The organism is Pollutibacter soli, from assembly GCA_029269725.1.
GTDB lineage: Bacteria > Bacteroidota > Bacteroidia > Chitinophagales > Chitinophagaceae > Pollutibacter > Pollutibacter soli.
The window spans coordinates 224207-242406 of record JARJHS010000007.1 but is presented as its reverse complement, the minus strand read 5'-3'; the positions used below and the strand labels follow the sequence as shown (position 1 = coordinate 242406).

Genomic DNA, 18200 nt, shown 5'->3' with positions numbered 1-18200 from the left:
AAAATATTATACCCAGATGTACACGCCTGGTAAAGTGAGTTTCAAATGGTTATTGCTGATGGCCTGGAGAGATAGTCGTCGCAACCGTTCGCGCCTGTTTCTTTTTATTTCCTCGATTATACTCGGCATCGCAGCACTCGTATCAATCTATTCCCTTAGTGATGTACTGCAATCGGAAATCGATGAACAAGCTGCCGCATTACTTGGAGCCGATCTCGAACTGAGCTCGGGAAAAGCTTTTTCACCTGAAATGCTTGCACTTGCAGATTCGTTAGGGAAGGAAAGATCGGAACAGCGAAGCTTTACATCAATGGTGCTGTTCCCAAAGAACGGCGGCACCAGGCTGACACAGGTCAATGCATTGGGAGGAGATTTTCCCTACTATGGAGAACTGGAAACCGAACCTGTTTCCGCTGCCAGAACTTTCAGAACAAAGCAACAGGCACTTGTTGATCAGACACTATTACTTCAGTTTGATGCAAAAGTGGGAGATTCAATTAAAGTGGGAAATGTGATGTTTGAAATTGCGGGTAGCCTCACGGGTGCGCCTGGGAGAACAGGAATCGCAACATCTGTTGCACCTCCGGTTTATATTCCGTTGTCATATATCGACCAAACCGGACTTCAACAAAAAGGAAGCCGCATTAACTATCGCCAATACATTCAGTTTAAAAATCCTGTAAAAATTGAAGAAACAGTTGAGAACCTTCGCCCCAGGTTGAATAAAGAAGGGATCAATTATGATACTGTTGAATCGCAGAAAAAAGATTCTGCACGTTCTTTCAATGACGTAACGAGATTTCTTTCATTAGTCGGATTTATTGCTTTACTGATGGGTTGCATCGGTGTTGCGAGTGCTATTCATATTTATATCAAAGAGAAAATAAGCACGATCGCAATACTGCGATGCCTTGGTGCAAAATCAACACATACCTTTCTGATCTACCTGATACAAATCATTGTAATCGGATTAATCGGCTCCATCATCGGTGCTTTTCTGGGTACTATTATTCAGCAGTTTCTACCTGCACTGTTGAAAGATTTTCTACCGGTTGAAATTCATCCGCGCATCTCCTGGTCCGCCATTGGGCAGGGTATCGGGCTTGGCCTGATCATTTCGGTTTTGTTTGCATTATTGCCACTGATCAATATCAGAAGGATTTCACCACTGAATACGCTACGGATCTCATTGCAACCGGAAACCTGGAAAGATCCATTTAAATGGCTGGTGTACCTGGGAATTATTTTATTTGTTTTTGGATTTACTTACCTGCTTTTCGGAGGTCTTACTCCTTCACTATTTTTTACCCTCGGTCTGCTGGCTGCATTTTTTATTCTTGCACTGATGGCCCGTACACTAACGTGGACGGTAAGGCGCTTTTTCCCGTCGGGATGGCCATATGTATGGAGACAGGGTCTGGCAAATTTATACCGCCCGAATAACCAGACCGGTATACTGATAGTTACCATCGGACTGGGAACCGCATTGATCTGCACCATGTTTTTTATCCAGCAGATTCTGATTAAGAGAGTGACTATGGCTGCGGGGAAAAATCAGCCGAATATGGTGCTGTTCGACATTCAGTCTGCTCAAAGAAATGACGTTTTACAGCTTACACGTTCCACCGGTCTGGAAGCTGAGGGAACTGTTCCGATGGTCACGATGCGCTTGGAATCAGTTCATGGGATTACAGCGGAAATTCTAGATAAAGATACATCCATCAGGATGTGGCGTGGAATTTTCAATCGTGAATTCCGGGTCACCTTCAGAGACAGTATTACTGATTCAGAAAAAATTACTGCGGGCAAATGGTCAGGCCGGGCATCACCTGGATCATTACCCGAAGTTTCGGTAGAGGAACGATTTGCGAAACAAAACAGTATTGCGTTGGGCGATACATTAGTCTGGAACGTCCAGGGGGCTTTGCTTCCGGTCGTAGTCGGCAGCTTTCGTGAAGTTGACTGGAACCGGATTCAAACTAATTTCCTGGTCGTGTTCCCTGTTGGTGTTCTCGAAGAAGCTCCACAGTTTCATGTGCTGATGACCCAGGTAAATTCCAAGGAAAAATCTGCGCAGTTTCAACAAGCAGTAGTCCGCCAGTTTCCGAACGTTTCCATCATCGATCTTGGTTTGATCCTGGACATTCTTGATCAGATCCTGACAAAAATCGGGTTCGTGATTCGCTTTATGGCCGCATTTTGTATGGTCACCGGAATTGTAGTACTTATTTCTTCTGTACTCATCAGCAAATACCAACGTATCCAGGAAAGTGTTTTACTGAGGACGCTGGGAGCCAGCAGGAGACAGATTTTTATTATAACAGCCATTGAATATTTCTTTCTTGGTGGCCTTGCCGCATTAACCGGAATTTTCCTGTCAATTGTCGGCAGCTGGGCACTTGCGAAGTATGTATTTGAAACTGAATTTTCGCCACAATTGTTACCCGTGGTGATTGTGTTTTTAAGCGTGTGCGCACTAACGGTATCTATAGGTTTGATCAACAGCAGGTTTATTGTTTCGAAGCCACCTTTGGAAATTCTTCGGCAAGAAGTTTAAGGTTTAAAGTTCAACGTTAAAAGGAAGCTCTTGACAGTGCTGTGAAGCTGCCATAAAAATGAAGCAGACTGGTATCATTCGTTCAATTTGATACTCTTTATTATGGGGTTGTGTAAGACAAAGTAAATTTTTTAAAGTACATTCAGATTCTCACTCCGCAATAAAATAACATAAGGATGATAAGAACGATTCTGGCCGCCTTTTTTCTTGTTAGTTTCTCTTTAAACTTAAAAGCTCAATCGGGCAAAGTATTTGACAACCTGACATTGCCCAGCAAGGTGCTGAATGCAGAAAGAAAGTATGCAGTATATCTTCCTCCCGATTATGAAACATCCGGCAGGAGCTATCCTGTGTTGTATCTTTTGCATGGCGCTGGTGATGATCAGACGGGTTGGGTGCAATTTGGTGAAGTGCTCAGGATAACCGACAAAGCCATCGCTGAAGGACGCGCAACACCGATGATCATTGTGATGCCGGATGCAAATACTGGTCGACGTGGATACGAAAATGATGCAAGGGGAACCTGGCGGTATGAAGATTTTTTCTTTACAGAATTAATGCCTTTTGTGGAGAAGAAATACCGCATCAAATCAGAAAAAAGATACCGTGCGATCTCCGGTTTATCAATGGGCGGCGGTGGAACTTTTACCTATGCACTACACCATCCGGAATTGTTTTCAAGTGCGTGCCCGCTAAGTGCCGCCACAGGGCCTCTGAATCTGGATGACGCAAAAACAAGATTAAAAAGATCCGACTCAACGTTGACTGAAGCACAGATCATTGCTTACTACCAGCGTCAGAGTGTTCCTGCATTAATACAGGCAATGCCCGACAGCGTAAAGAAAGCCGTGCGTTGGTTTATAGATTGCGGCGATGATGATTTTCTTTACGAAGGAAATTCTGTAGTTCATATTGCCATGCGCAAAAAAGAAATACCTCACGAATTCAGGATAAGAGACGGAGCACATAACTGGACTTATTGGCGCGAGTCACTTCCCGAAGTACTGTTGTTCGTTTCGCAGGCCTTTCATCAAAATTAAATTCATTGACTATGCCAAGTTATCAACAGATTTTTGAGAATAACAAAGCGTGGATTGCATCAAAAACAATAAATGATAGAAATTTCTTCGAGAAACTTGCGCAGAATCAGCAGCCGGATTATCTCTATATTGGTTGCAGTGATAGTCGTGTTACTGCCGAGGATCTTATGGGTGCAGCTCCCGGTGAAGTTTTTGTGCACAGGAATGTTGCCAACCTCGTAAACAGCATCGATCTCAATGTGATGTCCGTAATTAATTATGCAGTAAAACACCTTAGAGTAAAACACATCATCGTTTGCGGTCATTACAATTGCGGGGGTGTAAAAGCAGCCATGCAGCCAGTGGATATGGGCATTCTGAATCCCTGGCTGAGGAATATCAGGGACGTGTACAGGCTTCACAAAGACGAGCTGAATAGAATCGAAGATGAGGGTAAGCGTTACGACCGGCTCGTTGAGCTCAATGTGCAGGAACAATGTATTAATGTCATAAAGACGGCTGTGGTTCAGCAACGATATCTTGAAGAAGGATTACCAACTGTTCACGGTTGGGTATTTGATCTTCATTCGGGAAGACTTGTTGACCTCAATATCAATTTTGAAAAAATCCTTAAAGATATCAGGGAGATCTATGATCTGACGAAGAAATAGTGTGTAGTGAGCAGGAGCCCGCCTGCCGGACAGGCAGGAAAGTTTAAAGTTGAAAGTTGAAGTTTTAAGTGTCAGGTTATAATTAAGCCCACTTGTGAGCCAAATTCTTCTTGCTTGTATCCGCAGGTTCGTTCATCTCAGGAAGTAGCATCCTGTTTGTAGCGGCCCAAAGTGCGGACGAAGTTAAATCAGAGGTAAAGTATGAATTGAAAAGTGCGCACCAGATGTGTAATTATCTGGAATGTAAAGGACACCAGTGATCGATTTACGAACAGGCATGCCTTGCCCTATTAGCAGAAACCATTTGACGATGTCAATTTTCATCCTCGATCTGAAGCCCGATTTTTTTCATAAGGAGGGTGGCATTTGTAGATGTACAGACGCCATTTTTCAACCGGTAATCGAACACAATTTCATTATTTATTACCGATGAATCGAAATGATAATTTTCAATTTTACCGGGATACTCGTTCGCCAATTCTGTCAATGAAATATCATGTGATGCAATAATTCCCACAGCATCAAATTTCAACAGCTGCCTGATCAGGGCTACAGAACCCGTATGTCTGTCGATCGCATTTGTACCGCGCAGCATTTCATCCAGAAGGATAAATACTTTTTCACGGGATTGTATCGATTCAAGAATTTTTTTGAGTTTTTTCAATTCGGCATAAAAAGTGGAAGTTTCTTCTTCGAGATTATCCATGATGCGCATGGAACTTACCACCGACAAAACAGGAATTTTGAAATAATCCGCACATACGGGTCCGCCGGCCATTGCCAGAATCATGTTTGTACCAAGCGTTCGCAGAAAAGTACTCTTACCAGCCATGTTGGACCCTGTAAGCATGATCAGCTCACCGGCACCATTTATTTTCAGGTCGTTCAGAACTGATTTAGAAGGAATAATTAACGGATGTCCCATCTGTTTTCCTTCCAGTTCAAACCACTGTTCGCTGATCACCGGCATTGCCCAGCGTGGATGATTAAAAGAAAGGTTGGCGAAAGAGGAAAGATTCTCAAACCATGCTACGGATGAATACCAATGCGCAATCTTTCCTTTCATCGAGCGCCGCCATTTTTCCAGCGAAAAAACCTGCTGGAGATCCCAGAAAAAGAAAACACTGAGCGGAACCCAAACAATCGGGTTCAGTCTGTAATCCATCCTGTTCAGGATGCTTTTCAATTCCCTGATTTTCACAGAAGCAATGGCGTCTGACTTTAATAAATCCTGTTGTTCGCGCAACAGTGGTGAATTGAATTGATGCTGTTCGATCGTGTGCAGAAGATTTCCCAGGGCTTCCATTTCCTTCACTACTCCGGAAAGCATACTGTAATTCGCCGCAATTCCCCTGCTCACAAACAAAACAAAACCAAGAATCAATAGCATGGAAATATTGAAAGCCGGATCGCTGATTTTATCCTGTGCATAAAAAATACAGATGGTGAATGAAATGACCGGAATCAGGAATCGTAAAACCATCCATACAGGTCCCTGGAACTCTTTTGGTGTTTCACTCAACCACTTTTCAATAACGGTTTCTGAATTGCGTGTAATATCAGCACGCATACCATAGGCCTGTAGTTGTTGCCGCCAGGGAGTCTGTTGCTGCAATTCGATGACAGCAGCCTGCTTCTGTAATATATGTTCACGGGATTGCGGAGTGTGAAGAGTTTCAGCTACCATGTCACGACCTCTTTCCGTATTTGCCCGGTTGAGAAATGGATATAAAGATGCCGGACCAAATACATCCAGGTCATTTCCGGATGCACCCTCAGAACCGAGGTACTTTGAACCATCGAAGCGCTTTATATGAAACCCGGAAAGCCCGGAAAGTTCTTCCTCATTGATGCGCAACAATGTGCGATTATGCGCAAGTTGTTCATCCAGTTTTAATGTCCGCGTAACCAGGAAACCAAACAATGCGAACAATGGTACAATTACAAGAAATATGGAACCAAACCCTGAAGACCATAATAGTACGATCGCTGTAATCACTGCTGCAATGATCAAGACACGCAACCATGATATTCGCGATCGTGAAGAAGCCAGCCGGTTGATTTCTTTTTTTAAAAATTCAATACTGCTTTTATAAAAAACAAAAGGTTGTTCCGGGTAATTCATATCAGGATGCTAAGTCGCTGCAAATTACGTCAGCGGATCAGAAATGAACCGGAAACATGTGTTGAAGTAATTATTAAAATATTACACGGTAATAAAGAATTATTTCGGTTTTGCATCCTCATAGATCTTAATCCATGCTTTCATAGTCATTTTTTTTACCAACTCTCCTATCAGTTTCAATGGAACGTGTTCCGGTTTTTTCCAACGGATACAGGATTTACCCATATCCAGCTTTGTTTTGCTGTGCTTCGGATATGCTTCAGTAAACCAGTGAAGCAGCTCAGGATCTGCATACATCCCCAGGTGATAAAACGCAATATGGTTTTTTTGCGATGCGATATTGATGAATGGCAAAGGTGTGTCAGGAGTCACATGATATCCAGCAGGATATGCGCTTAAAGGGACAACATACCCGATTATTCCATAAGTCATTTGTTCTTCAAAACCTTTTGGCAGGTTATTTAATATCTCTTTTCTCAATGCATTCATTACCGCCCTCCTGTCATCCGGAAGATTCCTGAAATACTGATCAGGTGTTCTGGCATTTGACTGCATAAAAAGATTTCCTGAATGTACTCTTTTCAGATGGTTTATTTTTATACCATAATGATCTGTAATATGAGAAAATTTCCATTGATTATTTTCTGTCTTGGTTTGATTATGCATTCGGAAGCGCAGCAAGTTCTGAGAGTGATGACGTTCAATATCAGGTACAATAATCCTGGTGACAGTATGAATGCGTGGCCAAACCGAAGGAATTACGTCAGTAGCCAGATATTATTTCATCGCGCTGATATTATCGGTGTACAGGAAGCGCAGCATAACCAGATGGTGGATATGCAGGCCGATCTGAAAAACTATAAATCGATTGGTGTTGGAAGAAATGACGGAAAAGAAAAAGGTGAGTATTCAGCCATATTTTATGATCACACAAAACTGGAATTACTGGAAGGCAATACATTCTGGTTGGCAGAAAAAACGGATGTTCCCGGTTTGAAAGGATGGGATGCAGCATTTGAGCGAATAGTTACCTGGGCAAAATTCCGCGACCGGAAATCCAAAAAGATCTTTTTTCATTTCAATACACATTTCGACCATATTGGTAAAGTGGCAAGAAGAGAAAGCGCAAAACTCTTGCTTAAGAAAGTAAAAGAAATTGCAGGCACAACCCCAGCGATCATCACTGGCGATTTTAATGCTGACCCGAATGATGAACCGATAAAGGTTATTATGGACACATCCAATCCTGATCATCTCACCGACACGCGCCTGATTTCCTCAACGCCACATTACGGACCTGATGGGACTTTCAACAGTTTCAAAAACCAGGAACAAACAGACCTTCCCATCGACTATATTTTCATTACTAATGGATTCCGTGTTTTACAACATGCAACCTTATCACAGACATGGCACGGAAGATTCTCTTCAGATCATTTTCCGGTATTTGCAGAACTCCAATATGCTCAACGTTGAACGTATAACGTTTAACGTTAAACGTTGATAAATTCTCCCGGGACATCGAACAGTATTACCTTCTGTTCTTTGCCATTTTTTAATTCAATGGGAAGTTTTGCGCCGGGTTCAATGTGAGTGGCGATAATTGTTATTGCCTTTGATGTTTTAAGGAGTGATTTTCCATCTTCATTCAGCAAAAGCCAGTAAGGAACGACGAGCACTTCTGCATTAAGAAAAGCTTTCTGTGTGTAAGCAGGATCTTTATCTCCTGAGTCGCCAAGGTGAGTAATACGCTTTCCGTCAATGATTACCGAAAACATCAGGTTCTGTACAGTTGAATGACGAGCCGGCCAGGTGTGCTGCAGATTGAATGCTTCAACATGTACAGAACTTTCATAGTCTGCATTATCCAAACTGCCATTCCGGTTCCATGCGTTTTTTGTAAACGCATCCGTTAATGAGTCCACCACCTGGCCGGCTCCTGAAATTTTTATTTCGGGGGAATTGCTGATAATTTCTTTTGTGAGCGTTGCATCAAAATGATCGCGATGATAATGAGAAAACAACAGCCATTGCAGCGACTTAAAGTCTCCCTCATGCTGTTTTGCTTTGTCAATGAATTGCTGATCTGTTGGTTGATATTCCGGCTTATAAAATTTATGCAGACCATCCATCCAGACAGCTTCCCGGTCTGTTGAAATCAGTACACCCATATTTCCGGTATAGGTTATTTTTATTGACCCTTTTTCTTCCGGGCAACGGCCACTCACCGACTGATGAAGGATGACCATTGCAGAGAGCATGATGACAATATACCAGGGCATAAGCAGGAAATTGCTATGAAGCTATAGAGGTATCCTGCTAATGAAAACTTAAAAATGGCTAAACGCAATTTATTATATGCCAAAAGGCTCTGACGGATTATTTCTTCGGAGCCGTATAAACCGTCTGGCCACGGAACATTGTCCAGAGAATCTTTGCTTCTGATAATTCTGCAGAGCTGACTTTCGTGAGATCGCGATCAACCATGATGATATCTGCGGATTTTCCAGCCTGGATACTTCCTATTCTCTTATCCATAAGAATAGCCATGGCAGCATTCAGAGTATACGCATATAACATCGAATTTCGCGACATCCGCTCAGTACTATCAAGCACACCACGATTACCCGAACGGGTTTCAGCAGTTGCCATGGCCTCGAATGGATTGGCAGTACTTACAGGCCAGTCACTTGCTCCGCAAACAAATGCACCGGCACGTTGCAGAGATTTCGCAGGGTATTGTCTTTTAAACAGTGAAGGATCGATGTAAGGCTTGACAATATCCACTGTGGTAACATCACCAAATGCCCATCGCAATTGCATGACCGGTAGAATATTGAGCATCTGGAAACGAGAGATATCTTTAGCGAGAATTAACTGAAGATGAGTGATGGAATGCGGCAATATGGAATTGCCGTTCATTTTTCGCATGAACTCAAATCCGTTCAGCGTTTCCGTAACTGCCAGATCACCGATGGCATGAACATGCACGAGTAGATTCTGTTTATCTACAAGAGTTACAAAACTTTTGAAATTTTCTGTATCAAAAAGAAGCTTACCATTCGTACTGCCATTAGTGTATGGTATTGAAATTGCCGCTGTCTGGGCAGGATATTCCAAAACCCCATCTGCAAATATTTTAAAGCCGATGATGTGAAAATCATTGCTTTTATCGTATTTCGCCTGTAGCGATTTCAATCTGCTGATCTGCGTCTGTGCGTCCAGGTTAGGATCCGCCACCAGTGCAGCGGCAACATGAGCAGTAAGTTTTTTTTCCGTGATCAGGTATTGATAGGCTGGAAGTATTCCATCACCCGGATCTGTTGCTTTGCAGGCGGAAGGTTCAAGCCAGGCGGTTATACCAAGGCTATTGCAATGCCTGATGGCTTCGTCGGCACCACGAAGATCTTCGTTTGGATCAACAGGCAATGCTGCTTCCAGTTTATGCAATCCACTATCTGTAACAAATCCTGTTGGTTCACCATCTTTTTCCCTGTCATAGTACTTCTGTATCGACGATGGCAGGTTATCAATGTATGATTTATTGATGCCTGCTTTTTCCAGCATTACTCGGTTCACCCAGGCGGTATGACCATCCGATCCTTCGAGGTACACAGCCTGACTGGAGAATTCTTTTGTATTAAAATTTTTCTGCAGTGTCTTCAGATCGGCCCAGGTGGCGATGTTTACTCCATACACTAAAAGAATATCACCCGTTAGCCCTTTTTTCTCTTTGATAAGTTTCCTTATATAAGTGAGCAACTCCCCGGGCGTCTTTTCTTCTTCAAACAGGTTTGGTTTTAATAGCGATTTCCCTCCGCTGATCGCATGGCTATGTGCATCGATCATTCCGGGCATCAGGAATGCACCCTGCAAATCTTTCATCACCGCCTTTGCACTCACCATGGCTTTTACATCAGCCAGTTTTCCTACAGCAATAATATCTTCTCCCCTGATTGCAACTGCCTCAGCAAATGGTTTGTTGGGATCAGCAGTAAAAATTCTTGCGTTGAAAAAAACAGTTTCCGGTTGTGAAAGGCAGCTGGCAGAAATGAATAGAAATAAAACCAGGAGGGAATTTTTCATTCGGATATTTAATTATCAGGTAAAATAGGCAAAAAAGTTGGGAGGCAGAAGCAGGAGGGAGGAGTTTCAAGGAAGGAGATTTAGGGGGATCGTGGGCAGTATCAAGCAGCAGAGTTCGAAATCAAAAGTATTTTTCAGCGTAAAATATTTTTTATCTGAAATTAAAAATTGTCCGCGAAGCTTGACCCTGCTCTCTGCTCGCTAAATCTCCTGCCTCCCCACTCCTGCCTTCCTCTTCTTTTAACAACCTATTATTTGTTTCGTACGAATTTTTTCCTACCTTAGGATAATGAAAGCAAAAAAACAGGCTCCTTCCGGAATTGAACCAACCAAATCGGAACTGGAAATATTGAAAGTGCTCTGGGAACACGGACCATCAACAGTAAGATTTGTGAACGATGAGCTCAACAGCCAGTCACGGCCGGTGCAGTATACTTCTACTTTAAAGCTCATGCAGATCATGCATGAAAAGGGGATGCTGACGCGAGACGATTCAAATATGAAGCATGTATACCAGCCCGTAGAAGACGAAGAAAAGACCAAAGGTTTCCTGCTTTCACGTTTTGTAGAAAATATGTACAACGGCTCTGCCAGCAGCCTGGTGATGCAATTGCTCGGAAATAAAAAGACATCTGCGGAAGAGCTGAAAGCAATCCGTAAGATGCTGGATAATATAAAATGATTTGACTACTGCTTAACAGCTCTGTATGGAAAAGATTTTTTCAGACTCATGGCTTTCCGGTGCTGTTCCCGATGCACTATTCCGTACACTACTCCATAGTTTATGGCTGGGACTTGTAATGGCCGCGTTAAGCGGACTGATCATCTTATGTACAAAAAAAGCCGGGCCACATACCAGGTACAAACTGCTGGTATCAGTACTGGGTCTTTTTGTTTTTAGTACAGTATTCATATTTATTTATGCGTATCAGAATATCAGCAACAACAGTGTCATCTTGATATCGCAGACCATGCTGTCGGTTCCTGATTCAGGAAATACAATTATAAGCCTGAGCAATTCCCCGACCTGGTTAGAGATCAGTAAATCATTTCTGATAAAATACTCTTCCTGGTTTGTATTGGGCTGGCTGGTGATCATCAGCTTAAAGACGATTCAATTACTGATGGGTATTACTATGCTGGGCAGGCTTAGAAAGCATCATACTATAGATGCAGGAAAGTTATGGAATGAGCGACTTGAGCGTCTCATGGTGTCGATGAATATGAGTGCGCCTGTGAAATTGTGTAAATCAGCTACAGCTTCGGTGCCTATGGTGATAGGATTCTTCAAACCATTAATTCTTTTTCCTGCTGCAATGCTTAATGCATTGAAAACGGACGAAGTGGAAGCAATCATTCTGCACGAACTGGCTCATATCCGCCGACATGATTTCCTCGTAAATCTTCTGCAACGTTTCACTGAAATCATTTTCTTTTTCAACCCTGCAGTTCATTGGATCTCTGAACTCATCCGAAGGGAAAGAGAGTACTGCTGCGATGACCTTGCAATTGCTGTCATCAATGACAAAAAACAATATGTACATGCACTTGTTGCTTTCCAGGAATTTCAACTGCAGCAACCTGAATTAAAATATGCAACTGCATTTCCCGGATATAAAAACGAGGTACTGAATCGTATTTCGAGGATCATCAATAACAACAACAAAACGCTGAATTCAATGGAAAAGATCATTCTTGGCTCGGTGATCGTCACTATGGCCGTCGCAACACTTGCTTTTTCTCAACAGAAAAAACAACAAGCACCTCACCAACAGAATTTTAAAAAACAGGAACAGATTGTTTCTTCTAAAGACGATAAAAATGTATCGGAATCCAGACAGGAGATCAAAGACACAATTATTTTTGAAGGGCCTGTAACTGAAGTAGAGGAAAATGCAGAAGAAATGGAACTCCTTGAGATGCCTTTATTTGAAGAAAACAGGATCAACGATACCAATCCCGGAAACATCAGTGTAACACATTCTTTAATTGCGGAATACAAAGTCAGATACCAGGGAAAGACTTATGAGTTTCTGAAAAAAGGAAACAAGATCCTTACACTAAAAATCGATGGCCGTGAAATCAAGGCATCCGAGTTTCCTAAACATCAGCCAGCGTTGAAAGAGATCGATAAAATGATTGCAAAAAGTTACCAGGAGCAACAACTTCAGCTCGCTAAACTTGCAGTTGACCAGGCAAAGCTGGCTGAATCACTGGCCAGGTCCAATGATATGCAGGCTCTGCTTCAATCAAAGCAGTTTGCCCTGGCCGAAAAAGAGTTTTTACTTCATCAGCAGTTTAATCCGTTAAACCCAATAATCGCTGAAGATCTGAATGCAGCAAATCAAATAGCGTTGGATAAAATGAGAATGGAATATGAGCTGAAAAATAATCTTTTCCAAAAGCAACAGGAACTTTCCAAATCTCTGGAATTATCCAGGATGAAGGTTCATGAGGATATGGCCCTTCAAAACCAGGCGCAGCTCGAACTTCTTCAGAAAATAGAGATTGAACGCCAGGATGAAATTGGAGATGTTATCAATGACCTCTACGAAGAAGGAATAATAAAAGATAAGCACAATTTCAAGATGAAACTGAACAATAAGGAGCTCATCATCAATGGAAAAAAACAGTCTGAGGAAACTCATGAAAAGGTGCTGAAACGCTTTCAGAAAAAGGCGGGTGACAAAGTTGACTTTGAATATAACCTGACAAACTAGCATCTGGTTTGACAGCGAGCCTGTGGATCGCCAGATTGGTCTTTAAATAGTGGGCTGGGCCGTAAAGAAACCTGTTTGATTTTTAAAGATTGCAGCTGTCAGCTGAACGCTAACTTAAAATCTGACAACCTATAACTTACAGCTCAAACCTGGAACGATAAACATTAAAAGATTCCCGTGCTTTCCGTATTTTTCGGAATCGCGGGAATTTCATTTTAAAAAGAATACGAACTTTCCGTTTCAAATCATCCATCATCACAGATGAGCGAAAGCACTTCTCTTGATTCTTCGCAGGGATTTAACTCGCCCCTGATGTGTTGGGACCTTTTTATTGAAGGTTATGATGCAAAGATGGGAATGGCTGCAGACAGAGCCGACCTGATCCGAATGGCTTCCAGTAATCACTGGAAACACAATTTCGATTTTGAAAGCGAACTCTTCAGGTGTGGGAACACAATCATAGTTACAGATCCCTCCATACTCATTGTTCTCGCTACGAGGAACATGTTTAAAATGAATGGCTACCTGCCACAGGAAGTAATTGGAAAAAAGCCTTCGATGTTCCAGGGCGAAGGCACGAGTAAAGAAACAACCCGCGCAATCAGAAACGCAATCAATCAGCGCCAACACTTTGAGGCTACATTGGTCAATTACAGAAAAAACGGGGAAGCGTATCCATGCTTTATCCGTGGCTATCCCGTCTTCAATAAGTCCGGTGAGCTGGTTAATTTTATTGCTTTCGAGTCCGAATTGACGGAAAAGTAAATTTTAGAACGCTGGTTTTCAAGAGCAATAAAAAAATCTGCCAGTGTAAAAAGTTTTGCAGGGATTTTGCAGTACTGACTTTGACAAACAAAATCCTGTATGAAAAAATTACTCTTCGTATTAATGATTTTTGGTTTTGCCCTGCCAGTTTCTGCACAGTTAACTCCTAAAACAACCTGCCCCGATTTCGTGGTGGATATCCTGGATGGCACTGTGAATGGGTTAAAAACAAATGTAAACCTGGAAGAATTTAAACTGAAGCTCCCCTGTTTTTCGTCGGCGGAAGACGAAAATACGTCCAGCAAATGCGGCGGGGGCGTCTTCTATAAAGACAGGGACCTGTACTTTTACAGCGGCAGGGATTATATTGAAATCAGGGAAAAGTTCAAGGGAAAATTATCCCTTCCATTGATGGGTGCAAAAAGAGGTTCTTTATTCAAATACCTTGGCAATCCAAAATTGAAAGATGCCACCTGGGATGCATTTCAAACCCAATATGGAACCTTGGTACTGAATTACAATACTGCCGGCAAAGTGAACAAGATCCAGTTCAGTACAAAAAGTTCAGAAACATTAAGCCTTTGCAATTAAGCTAAACGCTATCGATTTATAGAATCCCGGGAAGTCCGGGATTTTTTTATGTCCCGGATGACACCCGATTTTCCATCTCTTTTCTTTCTATCTTTTCAGAAATTAAAACACATGAGATTTTTCATAATAGCTTCAGGCATGCTGTGCTTTGTCCTGGCTTGTAAAAATCCGGAAGATCAAAAAACGAATATAAAATCAGACGAAGTGATGTACCCAAAGACAAAAAAAGACACAACAGTTACTGACGACTATTTTGGCACCAAAGTAAAAGATCCCTATCGCTGGCTTGAAAACGACACCAGCGAAGAAACAGCGGCATGGGTGCGGGAAGAAAACGAAGTCACCAGGAATTACCTCGAGCAGATCCCTTTTCGCTCCGCCATCCGTCAACGTTATGAAGAGTTGTTTAATTATGAAAAATATTCGACTCCATTTAAGAAGGGCGATTACACTTATTATTATCTCAATACCGGCCTGCAAAATCAATCTGTTCTGTACCGGGAAAAAAAGGGAGAAACGGAAGCGAAGGTTTTTCTTGACCCGAACAGATTCAGTAAAGATGGTACTACATCGCTCGCAGGAATTTCTTTTTCAAAAGATGGATCGATGGCAGGTTACCAGATTTCTGAAGGTGGAAGTGACTGGCGTAAAGTGATTATTCTTGAATCAGCAGATGCAAAACAATCAGGCGATACACTCATCGATGTGAAATTTTCGGATATAAGCTGGAAGGGTAATGACGGTTTCTATTATAGCAGCTATGAGAAAGTGGCGGGCAGCCAGTTGAGTGCAAAGACCCAGGAGCATCGTTTGCTGTATCATAAACTTGGAACTAAACAGAGCGAGGACAAATTGATTTTTGGCGGAAGCAAAACACCGCGCAGATATATCGGTGGCCAGGTTTCTGAAAATCAAAAATGGCTGGTCATTACCGCAGCTAATGAAACCTATGGCAATGAACTTTATGTCCAGGATCTGACGAAGCCTGATGCGCCTATCTTGCCAATCGTTGGAGATATGAAATCATCAAATGAAATTTTAGATGTTGATGACCAGTATTTCTATATCCAAACCGACAGGGATGCACCAAACGGTAAGATTGTAAAGGCGCCGATTGCCACACCTGGCATGGATCAATGGACAGTTGTAGTTGCTACCACTTCTGACCCTCTTTCCACTTCAACAGCGGGTGGATATTTTTTCTGCAACTACCTGAAAGATGCAATCAGCAAAGTTTACCAGTACGATCACCAGGGAAAACAAATCAGGGAGATTCCACTGCCCGGACCCGGTACAGCATCTGGCTTTAACGCAAGGGCGGAAGACAAAGAGGTGTACTATATGTTCTCATCTTATGTACAGCCATCGACGATTTACAAAATGGATATTTCTTCCGGCAAAACGGAATTGTACAAACAACCTAAAGTAAAATTCAATCCGCAGAACTATGAAAGCAAGCAGGTATTCTATAAATCAAAAGATGGTACAAAAATTCCTATGATCATCACCTTCAAAAAAGGTACAAAGCCCGATGGAAAAAATCCGACACTACTATATGGGTATGGTGGATTTAACGTAAGTCTAACTCCTTATTTCAGTACATCAAGATTAGTACTGCTGGAGAATGGAGGAATATATGCCGTTGCAAATCTCAGGGGAGGTGGCGAGTATGGAGCTGCATGGCACCAACAGGGTATCAAAACAAAAAAGCAAAATGTTTTTGATGATTTTATTTCAGCAGCACATTTCCTGATTGACAGCGGTTATACATCATCAGATTATCTGGCTATTGAAGGTGGGTCGAATGGTGGATTATTGGTCGGTGCCACGATGTTACAGGAACCAAAATTGTTTAAAGTCGCTTTTCCTGCTGTCGGTGTATTGGATATGCTGCGCTATCATAAATTCACTGCAGGTGTAGGCTGGGCCTACGATTATGGAACATCGGAGGAAAGCAAAGAAATGTTTGACTATCTGTATAAATATTCACCTTTGCATAATATCAAGCCCGGTAACTATCCTGCAACGTTTATTACTACAGCCGATCATGATGATCGTGTAGTACCTGCACATAGTTTCAAATTTGCGGCAACCCTTCAGGAAAATCAGCAAGGAAAAGAACCGGTACTGATCCGTATTGAAACCAAAGCTGGTCACGGAGCAGGAAAGAGTACTGAACAAATTCTGGAAGAAAATACAGATATGTGGAGTTTCTTTTTTTACAACATGGGAATTACACCCTACCAGGCAAAAAATAAACTGAATTAGATTTCTGCGATATTATATCACATAAGAATTTCTTTATTAACCGTATATTTTCATTAGTTAAACCAACACAGTGTATGAAAAAGTCAATGTTAATCCCGATGTTTCTGATCAGTTCAATTATTGTCAAAGCTCAGTTTACTGAGACATACAGGGCTCAGATGGTTAAAGATTGGGAAAGAGCAAAAACTTATACCAACGCATATATCGCAGTAATTCCTGCAGATAAATATTCGTTCAGGGCAAACGACAGTATTCGCACAATTGCCCAACAGTTACTTCACCTGGCGGGCGGAAATTTTGGTCTTGGTTCACAGGCTGTAGGTGTGGCAAGTCCGTTACCTCAGCGTAACCTGGAGGCCGCTCCAGGTGCACAAAGCAAGGATTCGGTGGTTTATTTTGTAAATGCGAGTTATGATTTTGTGATCGAAAATTTGAAGAAGATGCCGCTATCAGCTTTGGAAGAGAAAGGAAAATTTTTCCGTTTTGAGGAGCCGCGCTGGATCTGGATTAATAAAACATTTGAACATCAGACACATCATCGCGGGCAGCTGACAACTTATATCCGTGTGCTCGGAATCAAACCGCCACAGGAAATGCTTTTTTAAGTGGTAAGCTATAAGTTGTTAAGTTATAGGTTACAGGTGGTTAAGTTCAGGTTAGCTTGCAACCTAACCACCTGTAATTTAAAACCCAACTACAGACGAAAGACAGATACGATTACTTCGCGTTCGTCATCGATGATGGTATATTCCCTCCGGTCCCGGATGAGGGATTCAATCGCGACAACGAAAGGCACTGATTGAAGTCTTTGCGGCATACTGAGTACAATTGTCTTTCCAGCATCAACCCAAATTCTGAGCAATTTTTCAAGTCTTTTATATTGGCTGGGATCATAACTGATATCACTTCCGATGATGACATCGGTATCAGGCATTTCATCAATATTCCAATCGAAGACACGAATACTTACATTCCCTATCCCGTTCAGTTCAGCATTTTTTTTGCAAATCCAAAGTCCTTCCGGATATAAATCTGTACAGATTACTTCAGAAGCAAATCCCGATGCTACGATCGAAGGGATCCCAAGCCCGCCTCCCACTTCAAGCACGGATTTGTTATCAATAACCTGGAAATTTTCTACCAGGTAAATTCCCAATGCCTTTGCCGCAGGCCAGATCCTTGCCCAGAATGGAAATGCAGAATGTTTTAATGTGAAATAACGGCTCCTGATTTTTTCCAGGTCGGGCAATAACAATTGCCAACTCAACGCAGCTACTTCGAGCCTGGTGATGTTACATATGTTTATTATATCATCATGTTCTTCCTGCATAAATGATGAGAGATATTCTCTACGCTCCTTTAAATTACTGTTATTAACTTCGAAACTATCAATTGTTG

Annotated in this window: 15 protein-coding genes; 10 read left to right on the top strand and 5 right to left on the bottom strand. The window is 42.1% G+C overall.

The genetic code is table 11. From position 1 onward, the window contains the following. The first annotated feature begins 16 nt into the window (after window positions 1-16). The 3 genes from P2W82_RS17590 to P2W82_RS17580 all read left to right on the top strand — a co-directional run bounded on the left by P2W82_RS17590 (window position 17) and on the right by P2W82_RS17580 (window position 4247). Window positions 17-2557 carry an ABC transporter permease gene (locus P2W82_RS17590; protein ID WP_336517231.1) on the top strand — a complete coding sequence of 847 codons (2541 nt, stop codon included), beginning with the start codon at window positions 17-19 and terminating at the stop codon, window positions 2555-2557. 176 nt (window positions 2558-2733) lie between these two features. Beyond that, window positions 2734-3597 (top strand): alpha/beta hydrolase, encoded by an 864-nt coding sequence (locus P2W82_RS17585; RefSeq protein WP_336517230.1) that lies wholly within the window; start codon window positions 2734-2736, stop codon window positions 3595-3597. 11 nt (window positions 3598-3608) lie between these two features. Further along, a complete protein-coding gene (locus P2W82_RS17580) occupies window positions 3609-4247 on the top strand; it encodes a carbonic anhydrase (RefSeq protein WP_336517229.1) in 639 nt (212 codons plus the stop codon). 313 nt (window positions 4248-4560) lie between these two features. On the opposite strand, the gene P2W82_RS17575 is transcribed toward P2W82_RS17580, so the two are convergent. Both P2W82_RS17575 and P2W82_RS17570 read right to left on the bottom strand, forming a co-directional pair. Continuing rightward, on the bottom strand, window positions 4561-6372 hold the full coding sequence (locus P2W82_RS17575; RefSeq protein ID WP_336517228.1) for a MutS-related protein: 1812 nt from the start codon (window positions 6370-6372) through the stop codon (window positions 4561-4563). A 99-nt stretch (window positions 6373-6471) separates the two neighbouring features. Continuing rightward, complete coding sequence (locus P2W82_RS17570; protein ID WP_336517227.1) at window positions 6472-6927, bottom strand: DUF1801 domain-containing protein; 456 nt, start codon at window positions 6925-6927, stop codon at window positions 6472-6474. 63 nt (window positions 6928-6990) lie between these two features. Here P2W82_RS17570 and P2W82_RS17565 point away from each other — a divergent pair, with 63 nt between their 5' ends. After that, complete coding sequence (locus tag P2W82_RS17565) at window positions 6991-7848, top strand: endonuclease/exonuclease/phosphatase family protein (RefSeq protein ID WP_336517226.1); 858 nt, start codon at window positions 6991-6993, stop codon at window positions 7846-7848. A gap of 17 nt (window positions 7849-7865) precedes the next feature. Here P2W82_RS17565 and P2W82_RS17560 read toward each other — a convergent pair whose 3' ends face one another. Together P2W82_RS17560 and P2W82_RS17555 are read right to left on the bottom strand one after the other, a co-directional pair. Continuing rightward, window positions 7866-8654 carry an MBL fold metallo-hydrolase gene (locus tag P2W82_RS17560; protein WP_336517225.1) on the bottom strand — a complete coding sequence of 263 codons (789 nt, stop codon included), beginning with the start codon at window positions 8652-8654 and terminating at the stop codon, window positions 7866-7868. A gap of 97 nt (window positions 8655-8751) precedes the next feature. Next, on the bottom strand, window positions 8752-10458 hold the full coding sequence (locus P2W82_RS17555; RefSeq protein ID WP_336517224.1) for an amidohydrolase: 1707 nt from the start codon (window positions 10456-10458) through the stop codon (window positions 8752-8754). Between the two features lie 289 nt (window positions 10459-10747). Between P2W82_RS17555 and P2W82_RS17550 the strand changes: the two genes are divergently transcribed. The 6 genes from P2W82_RS17550 to P2W82_RS17525 all read left to right on the top strand — a co-directional run bounded on the left by P2W82_RS17550 (window position 10748) and on the right by P2W82_RS17525 (window position 17407). Then, window positions 10748-11140: a BlaI/MecI/CopY family transcriptional regulator gene (locus P2W82_RS17550; RefSeq protein WP_336517223.1), complete on the top strand. Its 393-nt coding sequence runs from the start codon at window positions 10748-10750 to the stop codon at window positions 11138-11140. A gap of 25 nt (window positions 11141-11165) precedes the next feature. Beyond that, window positions 11166-13178 carry a M56 family metallopeptidase gene (locus P2W82_RS17545; RefSeq protein WP_336517222.1) on the top strand — a complete coding sequence of 671 codons (2013 nt, stop codon included), beginning with the start codon at window positions 11166-11168 and terminating at the stop codon, window positions 13176-13178. Between the two features lie 261 nt (window positions 13179-13439). Beyond that, window positions 13440-13943 carry a PAS domain-containing protein gene (locus P2W82_RS17540; protein ID WP_336517221.1) on the top strand — a complete coding sequence of 168 codons (504 nt, stop codon included), beginning with the start codon at window positions 13440-13442 and terminating at the stop codon, window positions 13941-13943. A 99-nt stretch (window positions 13944-14042) separates the two neighbouring features. Then, entirely contained in the window at window positions 14043-14534 is a 492-nt protein-coding gene (locus P2W82_RS17535) for a hypothetical protein (protein ID WP_336517220.1), read from the top strand. 111 nt (window positions 14535-14645) lie between these two features. Further along, on the top strand, window positions 14646-16802 hold the full coding sequence (locus P2W82_RS17530) for a prolyl oligopeptidase family serine peptidase (RefSeq protein WP_336517219.1): 2157 nt from the start codon (window positions 14646-14648) through the stop codon (window positions 16800-16802). Window positions 16803-16876: 74 nt separating this feature from the next. Continuing rightward, window positions 16877-17407: a DinB family protein gene (locus P2W82_RS17525; protein WP_336517218.1), complete on the top strand. Its 531-nt coding sequence runs from the start codon at window positions 16877-16879 to the stop codon at window positions 17405-17407. 89 nt (window positions 17408-17496) lie between these two features. Here the strand turns inward: P2W82_RS17525 and P2W82_RS17520 are convergent, their stop codons facing one another. After that, complete coding sequence (locus P2W82_RS17520) at window positions 17497-18132, bottom strand: class I SAM-dependent methyltransferase (RefSeq protein WP_336517217.1); 636 nt, start codon at window positions 18130-18132, stop codon at window positions 17497-17499. Between the last annotated feature and the right edge of the window lie 68 nt (window positions 18133-18200).